The 20,297-nt window shown below is 70.5% G+C and carries 20 protein-coding genes; 6 read left to right on the forward strand and 14 right to left on the reverse strand.

Annotation, left to right across the window (positions count from 1 at the left end; all coding sequences use genetic code 11):
• Nucleotides 1-93 precede the first annotated feature (93 nt).
• Complete coding sequence (locus TNCT6_RS08825; protein WP_141358306.1) at nucleotides 94-1,122, forward strand: LLM class flavin-dependent oxidoreductase; 1,029 nt, start codon at nucleotides 94-96, stop codon at nucleotides 1,120-1,122.
• 84 nt (nucleotides 1,123-1,206) lie between these two features.
• On the opposite strand, the gene TNCT6_RS08830 is transcribed toward TNCT6_RS08825, so the two are convergent.
• Nucleotides 1,207-1,599 carry an SCO5389 family protein gene (locus TNCT6_RS08830; protein WP_141358308.1) on the reverse strand — a complete coding sequence of 131 codons (393 nt, stop codon included), beginning with the start codon at nucleotides 1,597-1,599 and terminating at the stop codon, nucleotides 1,207-1,209.
• A 300-nt stretch (nucleotides 1,600-1,899) separates the two neighbouring features.
• On the opposite strand from TNCT6_RS08830, the gene nucS reads away from it, so the two are divergent.
• Nucleotides 1,900-2,571 carry an endonuclease NucS gene (nucS, locus tag TNCT6_RS08835; protein WP_141358310.1) on the forward strand — a complete coding sequence of 224 codons (672 nt, stop codon included), beginning with the start codon at nucleotides 1,900-1,902 and terminating at the stop codon, nucleotides 2,569-2,571.
• 77 nt (nucleotides 2,572-2,648) lie between these two features.
• On the opposite strand, the gene TNCT6_RS08840 is transcribed toward nucS, so the two are convergent.
• The 3 genes from TNCT6_RS08840 to TNCT6_RS08850 all read right to left on the reverse strand — a co-directional run bounded on the left by TNCT6_RS08840 (nucleotide 2,649) and on the right by TNCT6_RS08850 (nucleotide 6,918).
• Nucleotides 2,649-5,306, reverse strand: coding sequence for an ATP-binding protein (locus tag TNCT6_RS08840; RefSeq protein ID WP_141358312.1), 2,658 nt, complete (start codon nucleotides 5,304-5,306; stop codon nucleotides 2,649-2,651).
• 294 nt (nucleotides 5,307-5,600) lie between these two features.
• Entirely contained in the window at nucleotides 5,601-5,924 is a 324-nt protein-coding gene (locus tag TNCT6_RS08845) for an STAS domain-containing protein (protein WP_141358314.1), read from the reverse strand.
• Nucleotides 5,925-6,069: 145 nt separating this feature from the next.
• A complete protein-coding gene (locus TNCT6_RS08850) occupies nucleotides 6,070-6,918 on the reverse strand; it encodes a 3-hydroxyacyl-CoA dehydrogenase family protein (protein WP_141358316.1) in 849 nt (282 codons plus the stop codon).
• 267 nt (nucleotides 6,919-7,185) lie between these two features.
• On the opposite strand from TNCT6_RS08850, the gene TNCT6_RS08855 reads away from it, so the two are divergent.
• Nucleotides 7,186-7,758: a cob(I)yrinic acid a,c-diamide adenosyltransferase gene (locus tag TNCT6_RS08855; protein ID WP_141358318.1), complete on the forward strand. Its 573-nt coding sequence runs from the start codon at nucleotides 7,186-7,188 to the stop codon at nucleotides 7,756-7,758.
• Between the two features lie 63 nt (nucleotides 7,759-7,821).
• On the opposite strand, the gene TNCT6_RS08860 is transcribed toward TNCT6_RS08855, so the two are convergent.
• Nucleotides 7,822-8,400 carry a hypothetical protein gene (locus TNCT6_RS08860; RefSeq protein ID WP_141358320.1) on the reverse strand — a complete coding sequence of 193 codons (579 nt, stop codon included), beginning with the start codon at nucleotides 8,398-8,400 and terminating at the stop codon, nucleotides 7,822-7,824.
• Nucleotides 8,401-8,551: 151 nt separating this feature from the next.
• On the opposite strand from TNCT6_RS08860, the gene TNCT6_RS08865 reads away from it, so the two are divergent.
• The 3 genes from TNCT6_RS08865 (at nucleotide 8,552) to TNCT6_RS08875 (ending at nucleotide 12,360) form a co-directional block, all read left to right on the forward strand.
• Nucleotides 8,552-9,727 carry a sensor histidine kinase gene (locus TNCT6_RS08865; RefSeq protein WP_141358322.1) on the forward strand — a complete coding sequence of 392 codons (1,176 nt, stop codon included), beginning with the start codon at nucleotides 8,552-8,554 and terminating at the stop codon, nucleotides 9,725-9,727.
• On the forward strand, nucleotides 9,724-10,365 hold the full coding sequence (locus TNCT6_RS08870) for a response regulator transcription factor (protein ID WP_141358324.1): 642 nt from the start codon (nucleotides 9,724-9,726) through the stop codon (nucleotides 10,363-10,365). The genes TNCT6_RS08865 and TNCT6_RS08870 overlap by 4 nt, the downstream gene beginning before the upstream one ends.
• A 168-nt stretch (nucleotides 10,366-10,533) precedes the next feature.
• A complete protein-coding gene (locus tag TNCT6_RS08875; protein ID WP_141358326.1) occupies nucleotides 10,534-12,360 on the forward strand; it encodes a glycosyl hydrolase family 18 protein in 1,827 nt (608 codons plus the stop codon).
• A 66-nt stretch (nucleotides 12,361-12,426) separates the two neighbouring features.
• On the opposite strand, the gene TNCT6_RS08880 is transcribed toward TNCT6_RS08875, so the two are convergent.
• From TNCT6_RS08880 to atpB, 9 genes are all read right to left on the reverse strand, one after another.
• The gene (locus tag TNCT6_RS08880; RefSeq protein WP_141358328.1) at nucleotides 12,427-12,873 is read right to left on the reverse strand and encodes a DUF2550 domain-containing protein; all 447 of its coding nucleotides are present in this window, start codon (nucleotides 12,871-12,873) and stop codon (nucleotides 12,427-12,429) included.
• 130 nt (nucleotides 12,874-13,003) lie between these two features.
• Complete coding sequence (locus tag TNCT6_RS08885; RefSeq protein WP_100568037.1) at nucleotides 13,004-13,378, reverse strand: F0F1 ATP synthase subunit epsilon; 375 nt, start codon at nucleotides 13,376-13,378, stop codon at nucleotides 13,004-13,006.
• Nucleotides 13,379-13,488: 110 nt separating this feature from the next.
• The gene (gene atpD, locus TNCT6_RS08890; RefSeq protein ID WP_141358330.1) at nucleotides 13,489-14,925 is read right to left on the reverse strand and encodes a F0F1 ATP synthase subunit beta; all 1,437 of its coding nucleotides are present in this window, start codon (nucleotides 14,923-14,925) and stop codon (nucleotides 13,489-13,491) included.
• Nucleotides 14,925-15,842: a F0F1 ATP synthase subunit gamma gene (locus tag TNCT6_RS08895; RefSeq protein WP_141358332.1), complete on the reverse strand. Its 918-nt coding sequence runs from the start codon at nucleotides 15,840-15,842 to the stop codon at nucleotides 14,925-14,927. The genes atpD and TNCT6_RS08895 overlap by 1 nt, the downstream gene beginning before the upstream one ends.
• A gap of 21 nt (nucleotides 15,843-15,863) precedes the next feature.
• Nucleotides 15,864-17,456: a F0F1 ATP synthase subunit alpha gene (gene atpA, locus TNCT6_RS08900; RefSeq protein ID WP_141358334.1), complete on the reverse strand. Its 1,593-nt coding sequence runs from the start codon at nucleotides 17,454-17,456 to the stop codon at nucleotides 15,864-15,866.
• 141 nt (nucleotides 17,457-17,597) lie between these two features.
• On the reverse strand, nucleotides 17,598-18,413 hold the full coding sequence (locus tag TNCT6_RS08905) for a F0F1 ATP synthase subunit delta (protein WP_141366242.1): 816 nt from the start codon (nucleotides 18,411-18,413) through the stop codon (nucleotides 17,598-17,600).
• A gap of 2 nt (nucleotides 18,414-18,415) precedes the next feature.
• Complete coding sequence (locus tag TNCT6_RS08910) at nucleotides 18,416-18,967, reverse strand: F0F1 ATP synthase subunit B (RefSeq protein WP_141358336.1); 552 nt, start codon at nucleotides 18,965-18,967, stop codon at nucleotides 18,416-18,418.
• 41 nt (nucleotides 18,968-19,008) lie between these two features.
• Nucleotides 19,009-19,239 (reverse strand): ATP synthase F0 subunit C, encoded by a 231-nt coding sequence (gene atpE / locus TNCT6_RS08915; protein WP_073889576.1) that lies wholly within the window; start codon nucleotides 19,237-19,239, stop codon nucleotides 19,009-19,011.
• A 74-nt stretch (nucleotides 19,240-19,313) separates the two neighbouring features.
• Nucleotides 19,314-20,135 carry a F0F1 ATP synthase subunit A gene (gene atpB, locus TNCT6_RS08920; RefSeq protein WP_141358338.1) on the reverse strand — a complete coding sequence of 274 codons (822 nt, stop codon included), beginning with the start codon at nucleotides 20,133-20,135 and terminating at the stop codon, nucleotides 19,314-19,316.
• Between the last annotated feature and the right edge of the window lie 162 nt (nucleotides 20,136-20,297).

Here is a 20,297-nt window from a genome sequence, read left to right on the forward strand (position 1 = left end):
AATCTCTCCGCCAGGCCGTGTCCTCGGCACGTGTCGCCCGGTTATGCCGGGTGGGGGAGCTCCGTGTCGGAGCCGAGGAAGCAGGAAAGAGCAATGCGCGTAGGAAGTTTCGTGCTGGCGGCCCAGTTCCCCGGGCAGGGCCAAGGCGAGGCGCTGCACCGGGCGGTCCGGTCCGCGGAGGTCGCCGAGGAGGCCGGGCTGGACGCGGTCTGGCTGGGCGAGCACCACTTCGTCCCGTACGGGACGTGTCCGTCGGCGATCACCCTGGCCGCGCTGCTGCTGGGCCGCACCCGCCGTCTGCGGGTGGGTACGGCGGTCAGCGTGCTGCCCACGGTCCACCCGGTCGCGCTCGGCGAGCAGGCGTCGCTGCTGCACATGACGAGCGGCGGGCGGTTCTCGCTCGGCGTCGGGCGCGGCGGCCCGTGGGTGGACCTGGAAGTGTTCGGCATGGGACTGGAGGCGTACGAGAGCGGGTTCCCGGAGTCGCTGGACCTGCTGGTGCGCTGGCTGCGTGAGCCCTCGGTGTCGGCCTCGGGAGAACGGTTCGCCTTCCGCGAGGTCCCCGTCGTACCGCGCCCGTCGGAGGCGCTGGTCCAGGTCCCGGGTCCCGAGGTCGTCGTCGCCTGCACCTCCCCGGCGAGCGTGCGGCTGGCCGCCGAGCGCGGGCTGCCGATGCTGCTGGGGATGCACATCGGGGACGAGGAGAAGGCCGAGATGGTCGCCCTGTGGCAGCGGTGCGCGCGGGCGGCGGGCCGGCCGGGCGAGGAGGTCCGGGGTGCCGCCCATGTCTCGGCGGGCGTCTGCCAGATCGCGGACCGGCGCACGGACGCGGTGGAGACGCTGCTGAAGGCGATGCCGGGCTGGCTGAAACAGGGGCTGGACGCCCATGTCACCGTGGACGGCCGGACCCGCGGGATGCGTGATCCCCTGGAGTACACCGAACTGCTCTGCGGGCTGCACCCGGTGGGCACCCCGCGGCTGTGCGCCGACCGGCTCGCGGCGACCTCCGAGCGGACCGGCATCTCCCGCTTCGCCCTCCTCACGGAGGGCTCGGGTGATCTGGCGGCCACGGAGGAGAACCTGCGACGGCTCGGCGCCGAGGTACTGCCCCACCTCGGCTGACCGTGAACGCGCCATGGGAGGCTTGCCGCCCCTGTACTCCAAGCACCTCCCGCGCACGGAGCGGCAAGCAGGCGACTCACGGCGTCAGCAGTCCCGCAGTTCCGGGGACTGGTTGAGGAGCTGGTTGCGCACCGAGGTGAAACGGGCCAGCGTCTCGTCGACCGAGGCGTCCAGCGGGAACACCGCCACCCGGTGGCAGTTCTGGAAGGCGAGCCGCACACCGAAGTGCCGCTGAAGCGTGCCGCGTATGGCGTCACTCGCCAGCGCACGCAGCAGCTGACCGCGTGCCTGCTCGTCCGGCGGGGGCGTCTGGTTGTCGGCGAACTGGCCGCCGTCCACCTTCAGCTGGGCCACCAGGGAGCTGATCATCTCCCACGCGTAAGGCAGGGAGGTCCGGACGCAGTCGACGAAGTCAGCTTCGTCGACCTCGCCTCGCTCGGCCGCTTCGAGTAGGGCCGGTGAGACGTCGAGCGACATGGGTTCTCCTCTCGCACCCCCGAACGACAGGGGTTGCCGGACAGATAAGGGGGCACGCGACTCCCAACACGGTGAGTACACGGGTCGCGACCTCCCGTTCACTACGGTAGGCACAAGAACGGACGCCCACTAGGCGAATGCATATACAGACCGGGCTAGTTGGGCACACAATCGGCCACAAGTGAACACGGGTGATCCAGGGAAAAATGGGGCGCCCCCCGAGGAGTCCCGGCGGCCGCGCGGCGGAAGGTCCCCGGTCGAATCGCGCGCACCGCCGTCCGTCCAGTAGCGTTGCCGACCATGCGTCTCGTCATTGCCCGGTGCGCCGTCGACTACGCCGGCCGGCTCACCGCCCATCTGCCGTCAGCGCCCCGTCTGATCCTGGTCAAGGCGGACGGCAGCGTCTCGATCCACGCGGACGACCGCGCCTACAAGCCGCTGAACTGGATGTCCCCCCCGTGCACGCTCAAGGAGGGCGCCGGTGACGAGGAGGGCGTCTGGACCGTCGTCAACAAGGCGGGCGAGAAGCTCATCATCACGATGGAGGAGGTCCTGCACGACTCCTCGCACGAACTCGGCGTGGATCCGGGGCTGATCAAGGACGGCGTGGAAGCGCACCTCCAGGAACTGCTCGCCGACCGCATCGAGACGCTCGGCGAGGGCTACACGCTGATCCGCCGCGAGTACATGACGGCCATCGGCCCGGTCGACATCCTGTGCCGGGACGCCGAGGGCCGGACGGTCGCGGTCGAGATCAAGCGGCGCGGCGAGATCGACGGCGTGGAACAGCTCACCCGCTACCTCGAACTGCTGAACCGCGACCCCCACCTCGCCCCGGTCCGCGGCGTCTTCGCGGCCCAGGAGATCAAGCCGCAGGCCCGCGTCCTCGCCACCGACCGCGGCATCGGCTGCCAGGTACTGGACTACGACGCCCTGCGCGGCATCGAGGACGACAAGCTGCGCCTGTTCTGAGGGCGGCCGCAGGGTGCTCGTACGACGCCGGGGGCCGGGTCCGTGTCATACGGACCCGGCCCCCGGTCCTTCGTGGGTCAGGCGAGCGTCGCCGTGTCGGACGGCTCCGTAGCCGCGCCGCTCTCGGAGGCGTCGGCCGGCGGGCCGGCCGAAAGGCCGGACGTCGGCGCCGAGGTGCCTCCGGACGGCTCCCCGGACGAACCGGAGTCGGCGCCGCCGGTGGGGCCCGTGGTGCTCCCTCCCGAGGGGTCGCCGCTGGGTTCTCCGCTGCTCCCGCCCGTGGGATCGCCGGTGCCGCCGCCGGAGGAACCGCCGCTCGTGGGGCCTCCGGCGCCGCCGCCGGAAGAGCCTCCGCTGCCTCCGCCCGGTGTGCCGCCGCCCGTGGAGCCCCCGGGGTTCCCGCCGGTCGTCCCACCGGTCTTACCACCGGTGCCGCCGCCCGACGAGTCGGCGGGCCCCGACGGCTTCGGGGGCTTGGACGAGGAGCCCGAGGACGTGCCGTCCCCGGACGGCGCGAGGCTCTCCGACGGCTCGGCGCCGCCCGGCGCCGGGTCCTCGGACGTGCCGGACACGGAGCCGTGGCCCGGGTCCGTCGGACGGCTGGTCACCGTGCCCGTGTCGCTTCCCCCGCTGCGGTCCTGCTTCGGCGTGTCGGCGCCCAGGCCGCCGTCGTCCACGTCCTGGCCGGCGGACGGATTGACGTTGTCGGAGGGGGCGTCGGGGGTGTTCTGGGACGTGGCGCCGAGCGTCACCACCGTGCCGAGGACGGCCGCGAGCAGCGCGCCCGCGCCGGCCGCCACGAGGTTGCGCCGGGCCAGGCCCTTGATGCCGACGCGGTGCTTGGCCGGGGCGTGCGGCGAACCCGGGACCGACGCCTGGTGGGTGACCAGCGTGGAGGCGTCACCGCCGGACTGCTGGAGCGCCGGGAAGGGCGCGGGCACCCCGCCCGGCGGGGACGCCGACTCCTCGGTGCGGGCGTCCGGCACCTCCTCGCCCGCCGTCGCACCGAGGCCCACCGCCGTACCGGAGCGGTCGGTGACCAGGGCGAGGGCGCGGCGCCCGGCGACCGTGCCGCGCTTGTCGGCGAGCGCGCCGCGCAGCCCGATGGAGGCCTCCAGTTCGGCGCGGGCCCGGTCCAGCTGACCGCCGCAGAGCGCCATGATGCCCAGCTCGTGGTGGAAGTAGGCCTGTTCGGCGACCTCACCGGCGAGCCGGGAGGCCTCGGTGCCGTAACGCAGCGCCCGTTCCCAGGCGTTCCAGTCGAGGCCCGCGGCGAACGCGGGGGCGGCGGTGCGGGCGAGCCGTACGGCCGTGCTCTCCTCTCCCCCGTCGGACGGCGTGGTGACCGGCACCAGCACGGCCAGCGCGGCGAGCACGGCGTCCGCCTCGGCGCACACCCGCTCCGGGGTGACCGAGGGGTGGCCGGCCCACCAGGTGTAGTGGCGGGCCGCGGTGAGGGCCTGCTCCTCGGCGTCGTCGCCGTATCCGGCGGCCTCCAGCTGGGTCAGCACACCGGCGGCGAGCCGGTAGCGCGAGCCGGCCGGGGAGACCAGGCCGCAGCTCGCCAGCTCGCCGAGCGCGGCGTCGGCGTGGGTGTCGCCGACCAGCGCGGGCAGGTGCGACTGGTGGGGCACCTCGCCGCCGAGCGCGACGGCGAAGCGCAGTGTGGCCCGCGCGGAGGCGCTCAGCCGGGAGGCGAGCAGCGGCGCGGGCGCGGCGGCCTCGCCGAGCGAGGGCAGGGGTACGGCATCGCCGTCGCCCCCGTCCAGGACGGCGTCCACGGGCGGCGCGTCCTCGAAGACGCCGAACTCCTCGACGGCGCTGGTGCCGGCCCGCAGGTGGTCGTGCTGGCTCAGCAGGGCACCGGCCTGCACGAAGCGCAGCGGCAGGCCCTCGGACTCGAACCAGAGGTCCCCGGCCCAGTTGGCCTCCTCCTCGGTGAGCACACGGGCGACGGCGCGCTCGATGAGTTCGACTCCGCCGGCCCGGTCCAGGCCGCTGAGGGAGACCTCCTCGACCTCCGACTCGGCGGACGGCGCGGGCACGTCTGGGGTCGCGCTGATCAGGAAGGCGCATTCGGGGGTGGCGTCGATCAGCTCGTCGAGCGCGCCACCGCCGACCTCGATGTCGTCCACCACGACGACCGCGCCGATCTCCCGGACGTACGCGAGCAGTTCGTCCCGGTCGGGCCGGTACCGCGGCGCGCTGTACACCGCGTGGAAGAGGTCGTGGAGCAGGTCGCTCGCGGTGCGGCGGTGGCCGCCGAGGCGGACGACGCCGTCGGGGGCGAGGTCCGAGCAGTCGTCGGCGACGAGGTCGAGCAGGCTGGTGCGGCCGGAGCCGCCCGGCCCGGTCAGGCGTACGGAGCGGCCGCGGGCGAGCAGCCGCACGAGCTGCTCGCGCCCGGCCTGGCGCTCCAGGAGCGGCAGGGCGGACGGCGCCGGGCCGGCCGGTACGGGCGGCCCCGCCACGCGGTCGTGCTCGGCGCGCTCGGCCGGTGTGTACTTGCGCGGCCGGTCGGGGTGCTCCCCGGGCGGGCAGGCCTCGATCTCGCTGCCGTCCACGGGGTTGACGGTGAACAGGAAGTCGCCCGAGACGAGCCGCGCCGTGCGGGCCGGCGCGGGCGCGTGCTGGACGAAGTCGGATGCGAGGGAATCCCTGGGTGGGCGCCGGCTCGGCACGTGGCCGTCGCCGCCATGGCCCATGTCCTCGGGTTCCCGGGTGTTCGGGTCCATAGGTTCCAAGCCCCCCAAAAGCGTCGTGTGCCGGACACCGCCGGCCCCTCCCGGCCTTGCCGCACACCGCGCTGTCGCTTCTGGTCCGGGCCCGCTCGAGGGTTGCTGAGCTGCGGGCGACCGAACCCTAAACCTTCGGCCAGTATCCACGACAGCCCGGGGTACCGACCGGCCCGAGACGTCACGGTCTCATGAGGATTGCGCGTCACGTACGGTTCGCCGACGTGCGCCCGGGTCTCCCCCGTCGCCCGGTTCACACCTGTTCGGACCAGGGCGCCGGTGACGCGGCCCGGTCTAGACGCGGGGCAGGGACTCGACGCCGATGCCGCCCTCGATGGCGAGGATGCGGTGCAGCCGGGTGGCCACCAGCAGGCGCTGCATCTGCGGCGGCACGTCACGCAGCACCAGGCGCCGGCCGCAGCGGCCGGCCCGCCGATGGACACCCATGATCACGCCGAGTCCGGTGGCGTCCCAGGAATCGAGCTCGGACAGGTTGAGCACCAGATCACCGACGCCGTCGTCGACGGCCGAGTGCAGGACCGTACGGGCGTCCGCCGCGCTGCGGACGTCAAGGCGGCCCCCGACGACCAGCTCGGCGTGGTCGCCCCTGATGTGCATATGCGCTCCCCGTGAATGCTGTGGCGTACTCCGTGACGGTGGCTGTGCAACCTCTGACTGCTTCCGCGGCGGTCTGGTTGCTGCTTGTAAGCGAACCGATACCGAATTCACCCCGGAGGGTGACCCCCGTGGCCCTTGTACGGTCTCAGTGCTTGTAGAAGCCCTGCCCGCTCTTGCGCCCGATGTCACCGGCGTCAACCATCCGGCGCATCAGCTCCGGCGGGGCGAACTTCTCGTCCTGGGTCTCGGTGTAGATGTTGCCGGTGGCGTGCAGCAGGATGTCGACGCCGGTCAGGTCCGCGGTGGCGAGCGGTCCCATGGCGTGGCCGAAGCCGAGCTTGCAGGCGAGGTCGATGTCCTCGGCGGTGGCGACGCCCGACTCGTAGAGCTTGGTCGCCTCGACGACGAGCGCCGAGATGAGCCGGGTGGTCACGAAGCCGGCCACATCGCGGTTGACCACGATGCAGGTCTTGCCCACGGACTCGGCGAACTCCCGTGCCCGGGCGAGGGTTTCGTCGCTGGTCTTGTAGCCGCGGACGAGCTCGACGAGCTGCATCATCGGCACCGGCGAGAAGAAGTGCACGCCGACGACCCGTTCCGGGCGCTCCGTCACGGCCGCGATCTTGGTGATCGGGATGGCGGAGGTGTTGGAGGCGAGCACGGTGTCCTCGCGGACGAGCTTGTCGAGGGTGCGGAAGATCTCGTGCTTGACCTCGAGCCTCTCGAAGACGGCCTCCACCACGAGGTCGGCGTCGGCAGCCGCGTCCAGATCGGTGGTCGTGGTGATGCGGGCGAGGGCGGCGTCGGCGTCGTGCGCCTCCAGCCTGCCCTTGGTGACGAACTTGTCGTACGAGGCCTTGATGCCGTCCGTGCCGCGCCTCAGTGCCTCGTCGGTGACGTCCCGCAGGACGACGTCCCAGCCCGCCTGCGCGGCGACCTGAGCGATGCCGGACCCCATGAGACCGGCCCCGATGACGGCGAGCTTCCGTGACACTGACGACTCCCCTTCGAAACGACTGCACGACGACTGCGCGGGCGCTTGGCGCTTACCCGCTGCTTACGCATGGCTCCTGTGCGGACATTAGCGCTCACGCGGGGCCTTGAGACCCGTAAGTAATGCGCGTCACTGTCTCAGGGCGTGAGACGCCCGTCACGTCCGGTACGACGGGCTCGGCCACGAAATCCTCCCGCCCCGGGCCGGGTTGGCGCCACCGTGAAATCGCCGCACCGCGCCCGTCGCGGGAACGTCTAGATTGGCCTCATGGTCAACCTCACGCGCATCTACACCCGGACCGGGGACAAGGGCACCACCGCCCTCGGCGACATGAGCAGGGTCGCCAAGACCGACCTGCGGATCTCTGCGTACGCCGACGCCAACGAGGCGAACGCGGTGCTCGGCACGGCGATCGCGCTGGGCGGGCTCGGCGAGGACGTCGTCGAGGTCCTCACCCGGGTGCAGAACGACCTGTTCGACGTGGGCGCGGACCTGTGCACGCCGGTGGTGGAGAACCCGGAGTTCCCGCCGCTGCGGGTCGAGCAGTTCTACGTCGACCGGCTGGAGGCGGACTGCGACCGCTTCAACGCCGAGCTCGACAAGCTCCGCTCCTTCATCCTCCCCGGCGGGACGCCGGGCGCGGCCCTGCTCCACCAGGCGTGCACGGTGGTCCGCCGGGCCGAACGCTCGACCTGGGCCGCCCTGGAGGCGCACGGCGAGACGATGAACCCGCTCACCGCGACCTATCTCAACCGGCTGTCGGACCTGCTGTTCATCCTGGCGCGCACGGCCAACAAGGCCACCGGGGACGTGCTGTGGGTACCGGGCGGCGAACGCTGAGCGCTCCTCCCCGCCAGGGACGCCCCGCGTCCGCACGGCGCACGTTCACCGCCCGGCGCACGCTCACCGTCCGGCCGGTGTGCGCTCCTCGTCCGGACGGGCCGACTCGACCGGAGCCTTCTTGGGGAAGAGCAGGTACGACAGCGCGATCAGCCCGTGGATCCCGGCGATGCGCAGCGTCGTCCCCTGCCAGGACCTGAGCGGCTCGGCGGCGGACGGGTCGCCGACGTACAGGACCGCCGCCTGGAGCAGGGCGAGGGAGACGCACGACGCGACGAGGGTGCGCAGCCAGAGGCCGCCCTCGTAGCGTGCCCGGGCCAGTCCGTGACGGGGCGGCTTCCCGGGGCGCGGGCCGCCGGCCAGACGGTGGGCCGCGTGGGCGTCGAGCCGGCCGACGGTGTAGTGGCCGTAGCCGACGGTGAAACCGATGTACAGGGCGGCCAGTCCGTGCTCCCAGCCGGGCTCCGCGCCGTTCCTCAGATCGACGGCGGTGACCGCGAACAGGACCAGTTCCAGCATCGGCTCGCACAGCAGCAGGGCCATGCCGGTGCGGCGCCACCGCAGGAGGTAGCGGGCGGTCAGGCCCAGCGCCAGCAGTACCCAGAAGCCCACCTCGCAGGCGATGATCAGCGCGACGATCACGATTGCTCCTCTCGGTTCCTCCTCCAGGCTGACGGCGGACCGCGTCCGCTGCGTCGTCGGCGGTGACGAACCGCGCGTGCATCCTTCGATGTACGCGCGGACCCTCCCGGGGCATCAGGCGGTGGACCGCTCCCCCGTGTTGGATGGACGCATGGCCCGAGGACTCCGCCCGCACCGCCACGACGTGTACATCGCCGTGGGCGGACTGCTCGGCGGACTGGCGCTGCTCGGCATCGGGCTGCACACCCGCGCCCGCCACGCCCCGGCCTCCGTCCTGGACCAGGACTGGGCGGTCGCCGTCCCGCTGCTGGTGACGGCGGGGTGCGAGCTGCTGCGCCGGACCCGGCCGGGCCCCGCCCTGCTCGTCGGCACCGCGGCGGTCGTCGCGGACCTCCCGACGCGGGGCAGCCTGGCCACCGTGGTGATGTTCACCGATCTCGTCTACGCGGCGGTGCTCTACGGCCCGCCCGCCTTCGCCCGCCGCCTTCCCTGGATCACCGGTCTGTTCACGGTGATCGGCACGGTCGTGCCGCTCGTGGTCTGGCGCACGCCGCAGGCATTCCTGCTTGGCGTGGGCGTCGCCCTGGTCAGCCTGGTGCCGGCGGCCACCGGTTGGGTGGTGCGCAACCACCGTGACACGGCCGTCGCCGAGCGGCTGCGGGCCGAACAGACCGCGCTGCTCGCGGACATGGACCGCGCACAGGCGGTCGTCGCCGAACGGGCCAGGGTGGCACGGGAGTTGCACGACATGATCGCCAACCACATGTCCGCCATCGCCATCCACTCCACGGCCGCGCTGTCCCTGGACGACCCGGAGACCTCGCGGCAGGCGCTCACCGTGATCCGGGAGAACAGCGTCGAGGGACTGGCGGAGATGCGGCGGCTGATCGGCATCCTGCGCGACAGCGGGGACGAGCGTGCCCCGGCCGCCGCGCCGACCCTGGACGGTCTCGAGGCGCTGGCCGAGACGGCCCGCGGCAACGGTCTCGAGGTCATGCTCGACGCCCGGCACGGCGAGGTGCCGACGCCGGTGGAGCTGGCGGCGTACCGGATCGTGCAGGAATCGCTGACCAACGCCCTCAAACACGCGGCTCCGGGCCGCGTCACCGTCGCCCTGGCACGGCGCGACGGCGCGCTCGAGGTGGCGGTGACCAGCCCCTACGGGCACCGGGGCGGGCCACGCGCCCCGGGCTCCGGTGCCGGTCTGGTCGGGATGCGGGAGCGGGCCGCGCTGCTCGGTGGCGCGTTCGCGGCCGGTCCCGAGGGCGCCGTCTGGACCGTCCGTGCCACCCTGCCCCTGGGTGATGGCGAAGGAGATCCCGCATGATCCGTGTCCTCGTCGCCGAGGACCAGTCCGCCGTCCGCGCCGGGCTGGTCCTGATCCTGCGCAGCGCGCCCGGCATCGAAGTGGCCGGCGAGGCGGCGGACGGCGAGCAGGCGGTGGCGCTGGCCCGCGAGCTGCGTCCCGACGTGGTGCTGATGGACCTCCAGATGCCGTGGCTGGACGGGGTGTCGGCGACCCGGCAGGTGGTCGCGGAGCGACTGGCGGACGTCCTCGTGCTCACCACCTTCGACCTCGACGCGTACGTCTTCGGGGCGCTGCGCGCGGGAGCGTCCGGATTCCTGCTCAAGGACGCCGAGGCACGGGAACTGGTGGAGGCGGTGCGCACGGTGGCGCGCGGGGAGGGGATCGTCGCGCCCGCCGTCACACGGCGTCTGATCGCCGAGTTCGCCGCCGGACCGGCACGGGAGGCGAAGGCGGCGCCGGCCGCGCTGGGCACCCTCACCCCCCGGGAGCGCGAGGTGCTGTCGTGCCTGGGCGAGGGGCTGTCCAACGCGGAGATCGCCCTCCGCCTGGACCTCGCGGAGGGCACCGTGAAGACCCACGTCAGCCGCCTGCTGGGCAAGCTGGAGCTGCGCAGCCGTGTCCAAGCGGCGGTGTTGGCCCAGGAGTTGGGGATCTGAGGAGCAACGGGACAACTGGTCCAGACCTATTGACCCGTGGTCCAGACCTTTCTATTCTCGCGGCACCGGGGGGCGTGATGGCTCAGTCACGCCGCCCGACCACAACCCCCACCGCCGAAGGGGCGGCCGTAGCTCCCCCGCAGGCGACATCACAAGAGGAGGCGCGGTATGCGCTTCAGACACAGAGCCGCGGCCGGGTTCGCGACCCTGCTGCTCCCGCTGGCCGGGATGGTCGGCCTCGCGGGCTCCGCTCAGGCCGCGGCATCGGCCACCGCCACCTACGCCAAGACCCAGGACTGGGGCACCGGCTTCGAGGGCAAGTGGACGGTGACCAACTCCAGTACCACGAGCATCAGTTCGTGGACGATCGAGTGGGACTTCCCCTCCGGTACGTCCGTCACCTCCGCCTGGGACGCGGACGTGACCAGCTCCGGCACCCACTGGACCGCCAAGAACAAGTCCTACAACGGCACCCTCGCCCCGGGCGCCTCCGTCTCCTTCGGCTTCAACGGCGCCGGCGCCGGATCCCCCAGCAACTGCAAGCTCAACGGCGGCAGTTGTGACGGCGGCAGCACGGTACCCGGTGACAACCCGCCCTCCGCGCCGGGCACCCCGACCGCCTCGAACATCACCGACACCTCGGTGAAGCTCACCTGGGGCGCGGCCACCGACGACAAGGGCGTCAAGAACTACGACGTGCTGCGCGACGGCAGGACGGTCGCGACCGTGACGACGACCTCGTACACGGACACCGGGCTGACCGCGGGCACCGACTACTCCTACAGCGTCCAGGCCCGTGACACCGCCAACCAGACCGGCCCGGTCAGCGGCTCGGTCGCCGTGCGCACCACCGGCGGCGGTGGCGGCACTCCCCCGCCCGGCAACAAGGTCCGGCTCGGCTACTTCACCGAGTGGGGCATCTACGGCCGCAACTACAACGTCAAGAACATCGTGACGTCCGGCTCCGCCTCGAAGATCACGCACATCAACTACGCCTTCGGCAACGTCACCGGCGGCAAGTGCACGATCGGCGACTCCTACGCCGACTACGACAAGGCGTTCACCGCCGACCAGTCGGTCAGCGGCGTCGCCGACACCTGGGACCAGCCGCTGCGCGGCAACTTCAACCAGCTGCGCCAGCTGAAGGCCAAGTACCCGAACATCAAGGTGCTGTGGTCCTTCGGTGGCTGGACCTGGTCCGGCGGCTTCGCGGACGCGGCCAAGAACCCGACGGCCTTCGCCCAGTCCTGCTACGACCTGGTGAAGGACTCCCGCTGGGCCGACGTGTTCGACGGCATCGACATCGACTGGGAGTACCCCAACGCCTGCGGCCTGACCTGTGACACCAGCGGGCCGGCGGCCATCAAGAACGTGGCGGCCGCGCTGCGGGCCAAGTTCGGCAACAGCGCCCTGGTCACGGCGGCCGTCTCCGCCGACGGCACCTCCGGCGGCAAGGTCGACGCCGCCGACTACGGCGGGGCGGCGCAGTACCTCGACTGGTACAACGTGATGACGTACGACTTCTTCGGCGCCTGGGACGCGAAGGGCCCCACCGCCCCGCACTCCCCGCTCACCTCCTACAACGGCATCCCGCAGGCCGGCTTCACCACGGCCGACGCGATCGCCAAGTACAAGGCCAAGGGCGTACCGGCGAGCAAGCTGCTCGTGGGCATCGGCCTGTACGGCCGCGGCTGGACCGGCGTCACCCAGGACGCCCCGGGCGGCACGGCCACGGGCCCGGCGACCGGTACGTACGAGCAGGGCATCGAGGACTACAAGGTGCTCAAGACGTCCTGCCCGGCCACCGGCACCATCGCGGGCACGGCCTACGCGAAGTGCGGCAGCAACTGGTGGTCCTACGACACCCCGGCCACCATCGGCACCAAGATGTCCTGGGCGAAGACCCAGGGCCTGGGCGGCGCCTTCTTCTGGGAGTTCAGCGGTGACACCAGCAACGGCGAACTGGTGAACGCCATCAACAGCGGTCTGTCGTAAGGGCCCACCGGCCCCGAGACCGGAAGAGCTCCCCCGGACGTGGTCCGGGGGAGCTCTTCCGTCGTACTACGCCACATTCACCCTTTGTCCGGGTGGCGCCGCCTCCAGCCAGGCAAGGAAGCCGGTCAACGCGTCCTCGCTCATCGCGAGTTCCAGGCGCGTACCGCGGTGCAGGCAGGTGAGGACGACCGCGTCGGAGAGCAGCGCGAGTTCCTCCTCGCCCTCGGGCAGACGGCGGCCGGCCACCTCGATGGACGCCCGCTCCAGGGTGCGGCGGGGACGGGGGGCGTAGGAGAAGACACGGAACCACTCGACGCGGTCGCCGTTGTAGCGGGCGACGCCGTAGCTCCAGCCCTTGCCGCTGGTGTCGGTCTTCTCCGGTACGTCCCAGCGCAGACTGCAGTCGAAGGTGCCGCCGGAGCGCTGGATGAGCCTGCGTCGCAGGCCGAAGACGAACAGTCCCACCACCACGAGCAAGACCACCAGCCCGCACACAGTCAGAGCGAGGACCATCGACACCGACCTCCTCGTCTCCTAGGTAATGGAACGGAAAAAACACCCACATTCACCTCAGCCGCGGCCGGTACCGGATTGCTCCGGTACCGACCGCGGCTGAGTGACGTCATCACACGGCTGGCTGGGTTCAGCTGGCCGTCGCCGCGCGCAGTCGGACCTCCGCGCGGCGCTCGGCATGAGCGTCGCCCTCCGCCTTCGCGCGTTCGAGCTCCCGCTCGGTGCGCTGGACGTCGATCTCGTCCGAGAGTTCGGCGATCTCCGCCAGCAGTGACAGCTTGTTGTCCGCGAACGAGATGAAACCGCCGTGCACGGCGGCGATGACCGTGGCACCTTCACTCGTACGGATGGTCACCGGGCCCGACTCCAGCACACCGAGCAGCGGCTGGTGACCGGGCATGACGCCGATGTCGCCGGACGTGGTGCGCGCGACGACCAGGGTGGCCTCGCCGGACCAGACCTGGCGGTCGGCGGCGACGAGCTCGACGTGCAGCTCAGCAGCCAAGGGTGGCTCCTCGGGTCACCACCCGGCGGTAGTGCCGGGTGTTGGGGTCAATTCTAAGGGGCGTGGACGAGGGGGCGGGACGCACCCGCCCCCTCAAGCGAGCGCGATGCTCAGGAGACGCCCAGTTCCTTCGCGTTCTTCTTCAGGTCCTCGATACCACCGCACATGAAGAACGCCTGCTCGGGGAAGTGGTCGTACTCGCCGTCGCAGATCGCGTTGAACGCCGCGATCGACTCGTCCAGCGGCACGTCCGAGCCGTCCACACCGGTGAACTGCTTGGCGACGTGGGTGTTCTGGGACAGGAAGCGCTCCACGCGACGGGCACGGTGGACGACGAGCTTGTCCTCCTCGCCGAGCTCGTCGATACCGAGGATCGCGATGATGTCCTGCAGGTCCTTGTACTTCTGCAGGATGTTCTTCACGCGCATGGCCGCGTTGTAGTGGTCCGCCGCGATGTAGCGGGGGTCCAGGATCCGGGACGTGGAGTCCAGCGGGTCCACGGCCGGGTAGATGCCCTTCTCCGAGATCGGACGGGACAGCACCGTCGTCGCGTCGAGGTGGGCGAAGGTGGTGGCCGGGGCCGGGTCGGTCAGGTCGTCCGCGGGGACGTAGATCGCCTGCATCGAGGTGATCGAGTGACCGCGGGTCGAGGTGATGCGCTCCTGGAGCAGACCCATCTCGTCGGCCAGGTTCGGCTGGTAACCCACGGCGGACGGCATACGGCCGAGCAGCGTGGAGACCTCGGAACCGGCCTGCGTGAAGCGGAAGATGTTGTCGATGAAGAACAGCACGTCCTGCTTCTGGACGTCACGGAAGTACTCGGCCATGGTCAGGCCGGCCAGCGCGACGCGCAGACGGGTGCCCGGGGGCTCGTCCATCTGACCGAAGACCAGCGCGGTCTTGTCGATGACGCCCGACTCGCTCATCTCGTCGATGAGGTCGTTGCCCTCACGGGTGCGCTCGCCGACACCGGCGAACACGGAGACACCGTCGTGGTTGTTGGCGACGCGGTAGATCATCTCCTGGATGAGCACCGTCTTGCCGACGCCGGCACCGCCGAACAGACCGATCTTGCCGCCCTTGACGTACGGGGTCAGCAGGTCGATGACCTTGACGCCGGTCTCGAACATCTCGGTCTTCGACTCGAGCTCGTCGAAGTTCGGCGCCTTGCGGTGGATCGACCAGCGCTCGCCCTCGTACTCGGCGTCGACGTTCAGCACCTCACCGAGGGTGTTGAACACCTTGCCCTTGGTGAAGTCGCCGACCGGGACGGTGATCGCCGAGCCGGTGTCCGTCACCGGAGCCTGGCGGACCAGGCCGTCGGTGGGCTGCATGGAGATCGTGCGGACGATGCCGTCACCGAGGTGCTGCGCGACCTCGAGCGTCAGCGTCTTCTTCTCGCCCGCGTTCGCCGGGTCGGCGACCTCGACGTGAAGGGCGTTGTTAATGTCCGGCATCGCGTCGACGGGGAACTCCACGTCGACGACCGGGCCGATGACCCGCGCGACGCGGCCCGCCGCCGTGGCCGTCTCAACAGTGGTGGTCATTACTTGTCACTCCCCGCGGTCGCGTCGGCCAGGGCGCTCGCGCCACCGACGATCTCGCTGATTTCCTGGGTGATTTCGGCCTGGCGGGCCGCGTTGGCAAGACGTGCGAGCGTGTCGATCAGCTCGCCCGCGTTGTCGGTGGCCGACTTCATCGCGCGCCGCGTGGCGGCGTGCTTGGAAGCGGCCGACTGGAGCAGCGCGTTGTAGATACGGCTCTCCACGTAGCGCGGCAGCAGCGCGTCGAGGACGTCCTCCGCCGAGGGCTCGAAGTCGTACAGCGGAAGGATCTCGCCCTTCGGAGCGGCCTCCGCGGCGACCTCGTCCAGACGCAGCGGAAGCAGCCGGGCGTCGGTGGCCGTCTGCGTCATCATCGAGACGAACTCCGTGTAGACGATGTGGAGCTCGTCCACGCCGCCGTCCTCGGTGCCCTTCTGGATGGCCTCGATCAGCGGGGCCGCCACCGTCTTGGCGTCCGCGTACGCGGGCTCGTCGGTGAAGCCGGTCCACGACTCCGTGATCGTGCGCTCACGGAAGTTGTAGTGGGCGACACCGCGCCGGCCGACGATGTACGTGTCGACCTGCTTGCCCTCGCTCTCGAGGCGCGCGGTCAGCTGCTCCGCCGCCTTGATGGCGTTGGAGTTGAAGGCGCCGGCCAGACCGCGGTCGCTCGTCAGGAGCAGTACCGCGGCGCGGGTCGGGTTCTCCGCCTCCGTGGTCAGCGGGTGCTTGGTGTTGGACCCGGTGCCGACCGCCGTGACCGCGCGGGTCAGTTCCTGCGCGTACGGCGTGGAGGCCGACACCTTGCGCATCGCCTTGACGACGCGCGAGGCGGCGATCATCTCCATCGCCTTGGTGATCTTCTTGGTCGCGGTGACGGATCGGATGCGACGCTTGTAGACCCGGAGCTGGGCTCCCATGAGTCAGGTCCCTTCCTTACGTCACTTGGCGGCAGCGGCCGGGGTGTCCTCGCCGAGCAGCTTTCCGTCGCCCGTCTCGAACTGCTTCTTGAAGTCGGCGATTGCCTCGGCGACGGCCTGCAGCGTGTCGTCGGACATCTTGCCGCCCTCCTTGATGGAGGTCATGAGGCCCTGCTCCTTGCGGTGCAGGTACTCCAGGAGCTCCTTCTCGAAGCGGCGGATGTCGGCGACCGGCACCTCGTCCATCTTGCCGGTGGTACCGGCCCACACGGAGACGACCTGGTCCTCGGTGGCCATCGGCTGGTACTGGTCCTGCTTCAGCAGCTCGACCATGCGCTGACCGCGCTCCAGCTGGGACTTCGAGGCGGCGTCCAGGTCGGAACCGAAGGCGGCGAACGCCTCCAGCTCACGGAACTGGGCCAGGTCCACGCGCAGACGGCCGGAGACCTGCTTCATCGCCTTGTGCTGCGCGGAACCACCGACTCGGGAGACGGAGATACCGACGTTCAGCGCGGGGCGCTGACCGGCGTTGAACAGGTCCGACTCCAGGAAGCACTGGCCGTCGGTGATGGAGATGACGTTGGTCGGGATGAACGCCGAGACGTCGTTGGCCTTGGTCTCGACGATCGGCAGACCGGTCATCGAGCCCTTGCCCATGTCGTCGGACAGCTTCGCGCAGCGCTCCAGCAGCCGGGAGTGCAGGTAGAAGACGTCGCCCGGGTAGGCCTCACGGCCCGGCGGACGGCGCAGCAGCAGCGACACGGCGCGGTAGGCGTCGGCCTGCTTCGACAGGTCGTCGAAGATGATCAGGACGTGCTTGCCCTGGTACATCCAGTGCTGACCGATGGCGGAACCGGTGTACGGCGCCAGGTACTTGAAGCCGGCCGGGTCGGACGCCGGGGCGGCCACGATGGTCGTGTACTCCAGCGCGCCGTTCTCCTCCAGCGAGCGCCGGACCGACGCGATGGTGGAGCCCTTCTGGCCGATGGCGACGTAGATGCAGCGGACCTGCTTGTTCGGGTCGCCGGTGCGCCAGTTGTCACGCTGGTTGATGATCGTGTCGACGGCCAGGGCGGTCTTGCCGGTCTGGCGGTCGCCGATGATCAGCTGACGCTGACCGCGGCCGATCGGGGTCATGGCGTCGACGGCCTTGTAGCCGGTCTCCATCGGCTCGTGCACCGACTTGCGCTGCATGACCGTGGGGGCCTGCAGTTCGAGGGCGCGGCGGCCCTCGGTCTCGATCTCGCCGAGGCCGTCGATCGGGTTGCCGAGCGGGTCCACCACGCGGCCGAGGTAGCCCTCGCCCACGGCCACGGACAGGACCTCACCGGTGCGCTGCACCGGCTGGCCCTCCTCGATGCCGCTGAACTCACCGAGGACGATGGCACCGATCTCGCGCTCCTCGAGGTTGAGGGCGAGGCCGAGGGTGCCGTCCTCGAACTTCAGCAGTTCGTTGGCCATGGCCGAGGGAAGACCCTCGACCTTCGCGATGCCGTCGCCGGCAAGGGTGACCGTACCGACCTCCTCGCGCGAGGCCGCGTCCGGCTTGTACGACTGGACGAAGTTCTCCAGCGCGTCCCGGATCTCCTCCGGCCGGATCGTGAGCTCCGCCATCTGGGTTCCCTGCTCTCCTTGTTGGGCCCGAAGTTTCACTTGGGGGGTATTCCACGAGTTCGGGACTCCCCCCAATAAGAGGTGAATCCTCTGCACGGCCCAACCAGGGCCGTCGTGTACGTCTTGCGTGTTGAGTTGCTGCTAGCTCGCCATGCGGCGGGCGGCGTCCTCGAGCCGGTCCGCGAGGGAGCCGTTGATGACCTCGTCACCCACCTGCACCCGGACTCCGCCGACGACCTCGGGGTCGACGTCGAGGTTGAGGTGCATCTGGTGGCCGTAGAGCTTGGCGAGGGCCGCGCCGAGGCGCTGCTTCTGCGTGTCGCTCAGCGGGACCGCCGAGGTGACGACGGCGACCATGCGGTTGCGACGGTCGGCGGCGAGCTTGGTCAGGGACTCCAGTCCCGCTTCCAGGCTACGTCCCCGCGGCGCGGTCACAAGGCGCGTCACCAGACCCACGGTGGTCGCGGCCGCCCGGCCACCGAGCAGCCGGTGCAGCAGCTCCTTCTTGGCCGATGCGGTCGCGGCGCGGTCGGTCAGGGCCGCGCGCAGCCCGGTGTTGGAGGAGACGATCCGGCCGAAGCGGAACAGCTCGTCCTCGACGTTGTCGAGCGTGCCGGTCTGCTGTGCCGCGGTGAGGTCGGCGACGTCCGCCAGCTCCTCCAGCGTGTCGACCAGGTCACGGGGCTGCGACCAGCGGGAACGCACCATGCCGGACACCAGGTCCGCGGCCGTGCCGCCGATCTGGCCGCCGAGCAGGCGCTGCACCAGCGTGGCCTTGGCCTCGCCGGACTGCGCCGGGTCGGTCAGGACCCGACGCAGACCGACCTCGCGGTGGAGCAGCGCGGTGACGGCCGCCAGCTCGTCGGCGAGCTGGGCGGCGTCCACCGAGGTGGAGTCCGTCAGCGCGTCCAGACGCTCACGTGCGGCGGTCAGCGCCTCACGGCTGGCTCCGTGCATGGTCATCGAGTCGCCTCGGCCTTCGAAGCGGCTTCATCGAGGCCGTCGAGGAAGCGGTCGATCACACGGCTCTGCCGGGCGTGGTCCTCGAGGGACTCGCCGACGAGCTTGCCGGCCAGCTCGGTGGCCAGCGTGCCGACGTCCTGCCGGAGCGCGGACGCGGCGGCCTTGCGGTCGGCCTCGATCTGGGCGTGGCCGGCGGCGACGATCTCCTCGCGCTGACGCTGGCCCTCGGCCCGCATCTCGGCGATGAGCGTGGCGCCCTGCTCCTGCGCCTCCTGGCGCAGGCGCGCGGCCTCGTGCCGGGCCTCGGCGAGCTGAGCCTTGTACTGCTCAAGAACGCTCTGGGCCTCGGTCTGCGCGGCCTCGGCCTTTTCGATACCGCCCTCGATGGCCTCGCGGCGCTCCTCCAGAACCTTGTTGATGTTCGGGAGGAGCTTCTTCGCGAGGAAACCGAAGACGATGACGAAGGCGAGCAGGCCGATGACGAGCTCGGGGATCGGCGGGACGAGAGGGTTCTCCGTCTCGGCCGCCAGAATGAGCAGCTGGCTCATGTCAGTGCCTTTCGTCTAGGAAGCTTTCGCTGTTCGGCGAATCAGGTGCCGTAGACGAACGGCATGACCAGACCGATCAGGGCCAGCGCCTCACAGAAGGCGAAGCCGAGGATCTGGTTGGCGCGGATCAGGCCGGCGGCCTCGGGCTGGCGGGCCAGGGCCTGGGTGCCGTTACCGAAGATGATGCCGACGCCGACGCCGGGACCGATGGCAGCGAGGCCGTAACCGACGGAGCCGAGCGAGCCGGAAACAGCGGCAAGGGTCTGGGACATGCCAGTTCTTCCTTTTCTTTACGGACCGGTGGGGGTTGGCCACCGGACGATCAGGGGGTTGCTCTGCGGGGTGCTCAGTGGTGCTCTGCGAGCGCGCCCTGGATGTACGTGCAGGTCAGGAGGACGAAGACGTACGCCTGCAGTGCCTGGATGAAGAGCTCGAAGGCCGTCATCACGATCGTCATGATGAAGCTGACGCCCGCGTAGGCGATGCCGATGCCGTTGAGCAGGTACCAGCTGGCGATCGTGAAGAGGAGCAGCAGCGTGTGGCCCGCGAACATGTTCGCGAAGAGCCGGACCGCGTGAGTGAAGGGCCGGACCAGCAGGTTCGAGAAGAACTCGATGAGCATGGCCAGCGGGAGCACCGCGCCCAGCGACTTGTCGTAGCCCGTCACGTTCTTGAAGAAGCCCACGAAGCCGTGGCGCTTGAAGGTCAGCGAGACCCACAGCACGTAGACGATCAGGGCCAGCACGATCGGGTACGCGATGATCGCGGTGACCGGGAACTGGGCGACCGGGACGATCGACCAGAGGTTCATCATCCAGATGAAGAAGAACAGGGAGACGACGAGCGGGACGTACTTCTCGCCTTCCTTCTTGCCGATCGTCTCGTAGACGACTCCGCGCCGGATGAAGTCGTAACCGGCCTCGGCGACCATCTGAAGCTTGCCGGGCACGACCTGCGGCTTGCGGAACGCGGCCCAGAAGAAGCCGACGACGATGATCGAGCCGAGCAGCGCCAGCAGCATCGTCTTGTTGAAGTACAGGTTGCTGTCCGCGTTGCCCCAGAGGGGCTCGAACAGGAACGAGTGCAGGCCCGGAGCGGGGAAGCCACAGCCGGCGAAGATGTGGCAGTCGGTCTCGAAGGCGAGCACCTGCGTCGGGTCAGCACTCACCGCGGGCTCCTTCAGCATGGCGCATAGGTACGGCAACCTCGTTGTGTCGGCGCGGCGTGCGGCCGCAGTTCGGCACGGGACTGGTGTTACGGATGTGGGGGCGGCAGAGGGGCATCTCGCCTCGCGATCGAACAGGCGTCAGCTGTGATGCCCGCGCCCGCG

Source organism: Streptomyces sp. 6-11-2, assembly GCF_006540305.1.
Classification (GTDB): Bacteria; Actinomycetota; Actinomycetes; order Streptomycetales; family Streptomycetaceae; genus Streptomyces.

What these genes read in the sequence shown, in the direction of transcription:
- TNCT6_RS08825 (WP_141358306.1), top strand. Translation starts at nt 94, where the DNA reads ATGCGCGTAGGAAGTTTCGTGCTGGCGGCCCAGTTCCCCGGGCAGGGC.
- TNCT6_RS08830 (WP_141358308.1), bottom strand. Translation starts at nt 1,599, where the DNA reads ATGTCGCTCGACGTCTCACCGGCCCTACTCGAAGCGGCCGAGCGAGGC.
- nucS (WP_141358310.1), top strand. Translation starts at nt 1,900, where the DNA reads ATGCGTCTCGTCATTGCCCGGTGCGCCGTCGACTACGCCGGCCGGCTC.
- TNCT6_RS08840 (WP_141358312.1), bottom strand. Translation starts at nt 5,306, where the DNA reads ATGGACCCGAACACCCGGGAACCCGAGGACATGGGCCATGGCGGCGAC.
- TNCT6_RS08845 (WP_141358314.1), bottom strand. Translation starts at nt 5,924, where the DNA reads ATGCACATCAGGGGCGACCACGCCGAGCTGGTCGTCGGGGGCCGCCTT.
- TNCT6_RS08855 (WP_141358318.1), top strand. Translation starts at nt 7,186, where the DNA reads ATGGTCAACCTCACGCGCATCTACACCCGGACCGGGGACAAGGGCACC.
- TNCT6_RS08865 (WP_141358322.1), top strand. Translation starts at nt 8,552, where the DNA reads ATGGCCCGAGGACTCCGCCCGCACCGCCACGACGTGTACATCGCCGTG.
- TNCT6_RS08870 (WP_141358324.1), top strand. Translation starts at nt 9,724, where the DNA reads ATGATCCGTGTCCTCGTCGCCGAGGACCAGTCCGCCGTCCGCGCCGGG.
- TNCT6_RS08875 (WP_141358326.1), top strand. Translation starts at nt 10,534, where the DNA reads ATGCGCTTCAGACACAGAGCCGCGGCCGGGTTCGCGACCCTGCTGCTC.
- TNCT6_RS08880 (WP_141358328.1), bottom strand. Translation starts at nt 12,873, where the DNA reads ATGGTCCTCGCTCTGACTGTGTGCGGGCTGGTGGTCTTGCTCGTGGTG.
- atpD (WP_141358330.1), bottom strand. Translation starts at nt 14,925, where the DNA reads ATGACCACCACTGTTGAGACGGCCACGGCGGCGGGCCGCGTCGCGCGG.
- TNCT6_RS08895 (WP_141358332.1), bottom strand. Translation starts at nt 15,842, where the DNA reads ATGGGAGCCCAGCTCCGGGTCTACAAGCGTCGCATCCGATCCGTCACC.
- atpA (WP_141358334.1), bottom strand. Translation starts at nt 17,456, where the DNA reads ATGGCGGAGCTCACGATCCGGCCGGAGGAGATCCGGGACGCGCTGGAG.
- TNCT6_RS08905 (WP_141366242.1), bottom strand. Translation starts at nt 18,413, where the DNA reads ATGCACGGAGCCAGCCGTGAGGCGCTGACCGCCGCACGTGAGCGTCTG.
- TNCT6_RS08910 (WP_141358336.1), bottom strand. Translation starts at nt 18,967, where the DNA reads ATGAGCCAGCTGCTCATTCTGGCGGCCGAGACGGAGAACCCTCTCGTC.
- atpE (WP_073889576.1), bottom strand. Translation starts at nt 19,239, where the DNA reads ATGTCCCAGACCCTTGCCGCTGTTTCCGGCTCGCTCGGCTCCGTCGGT.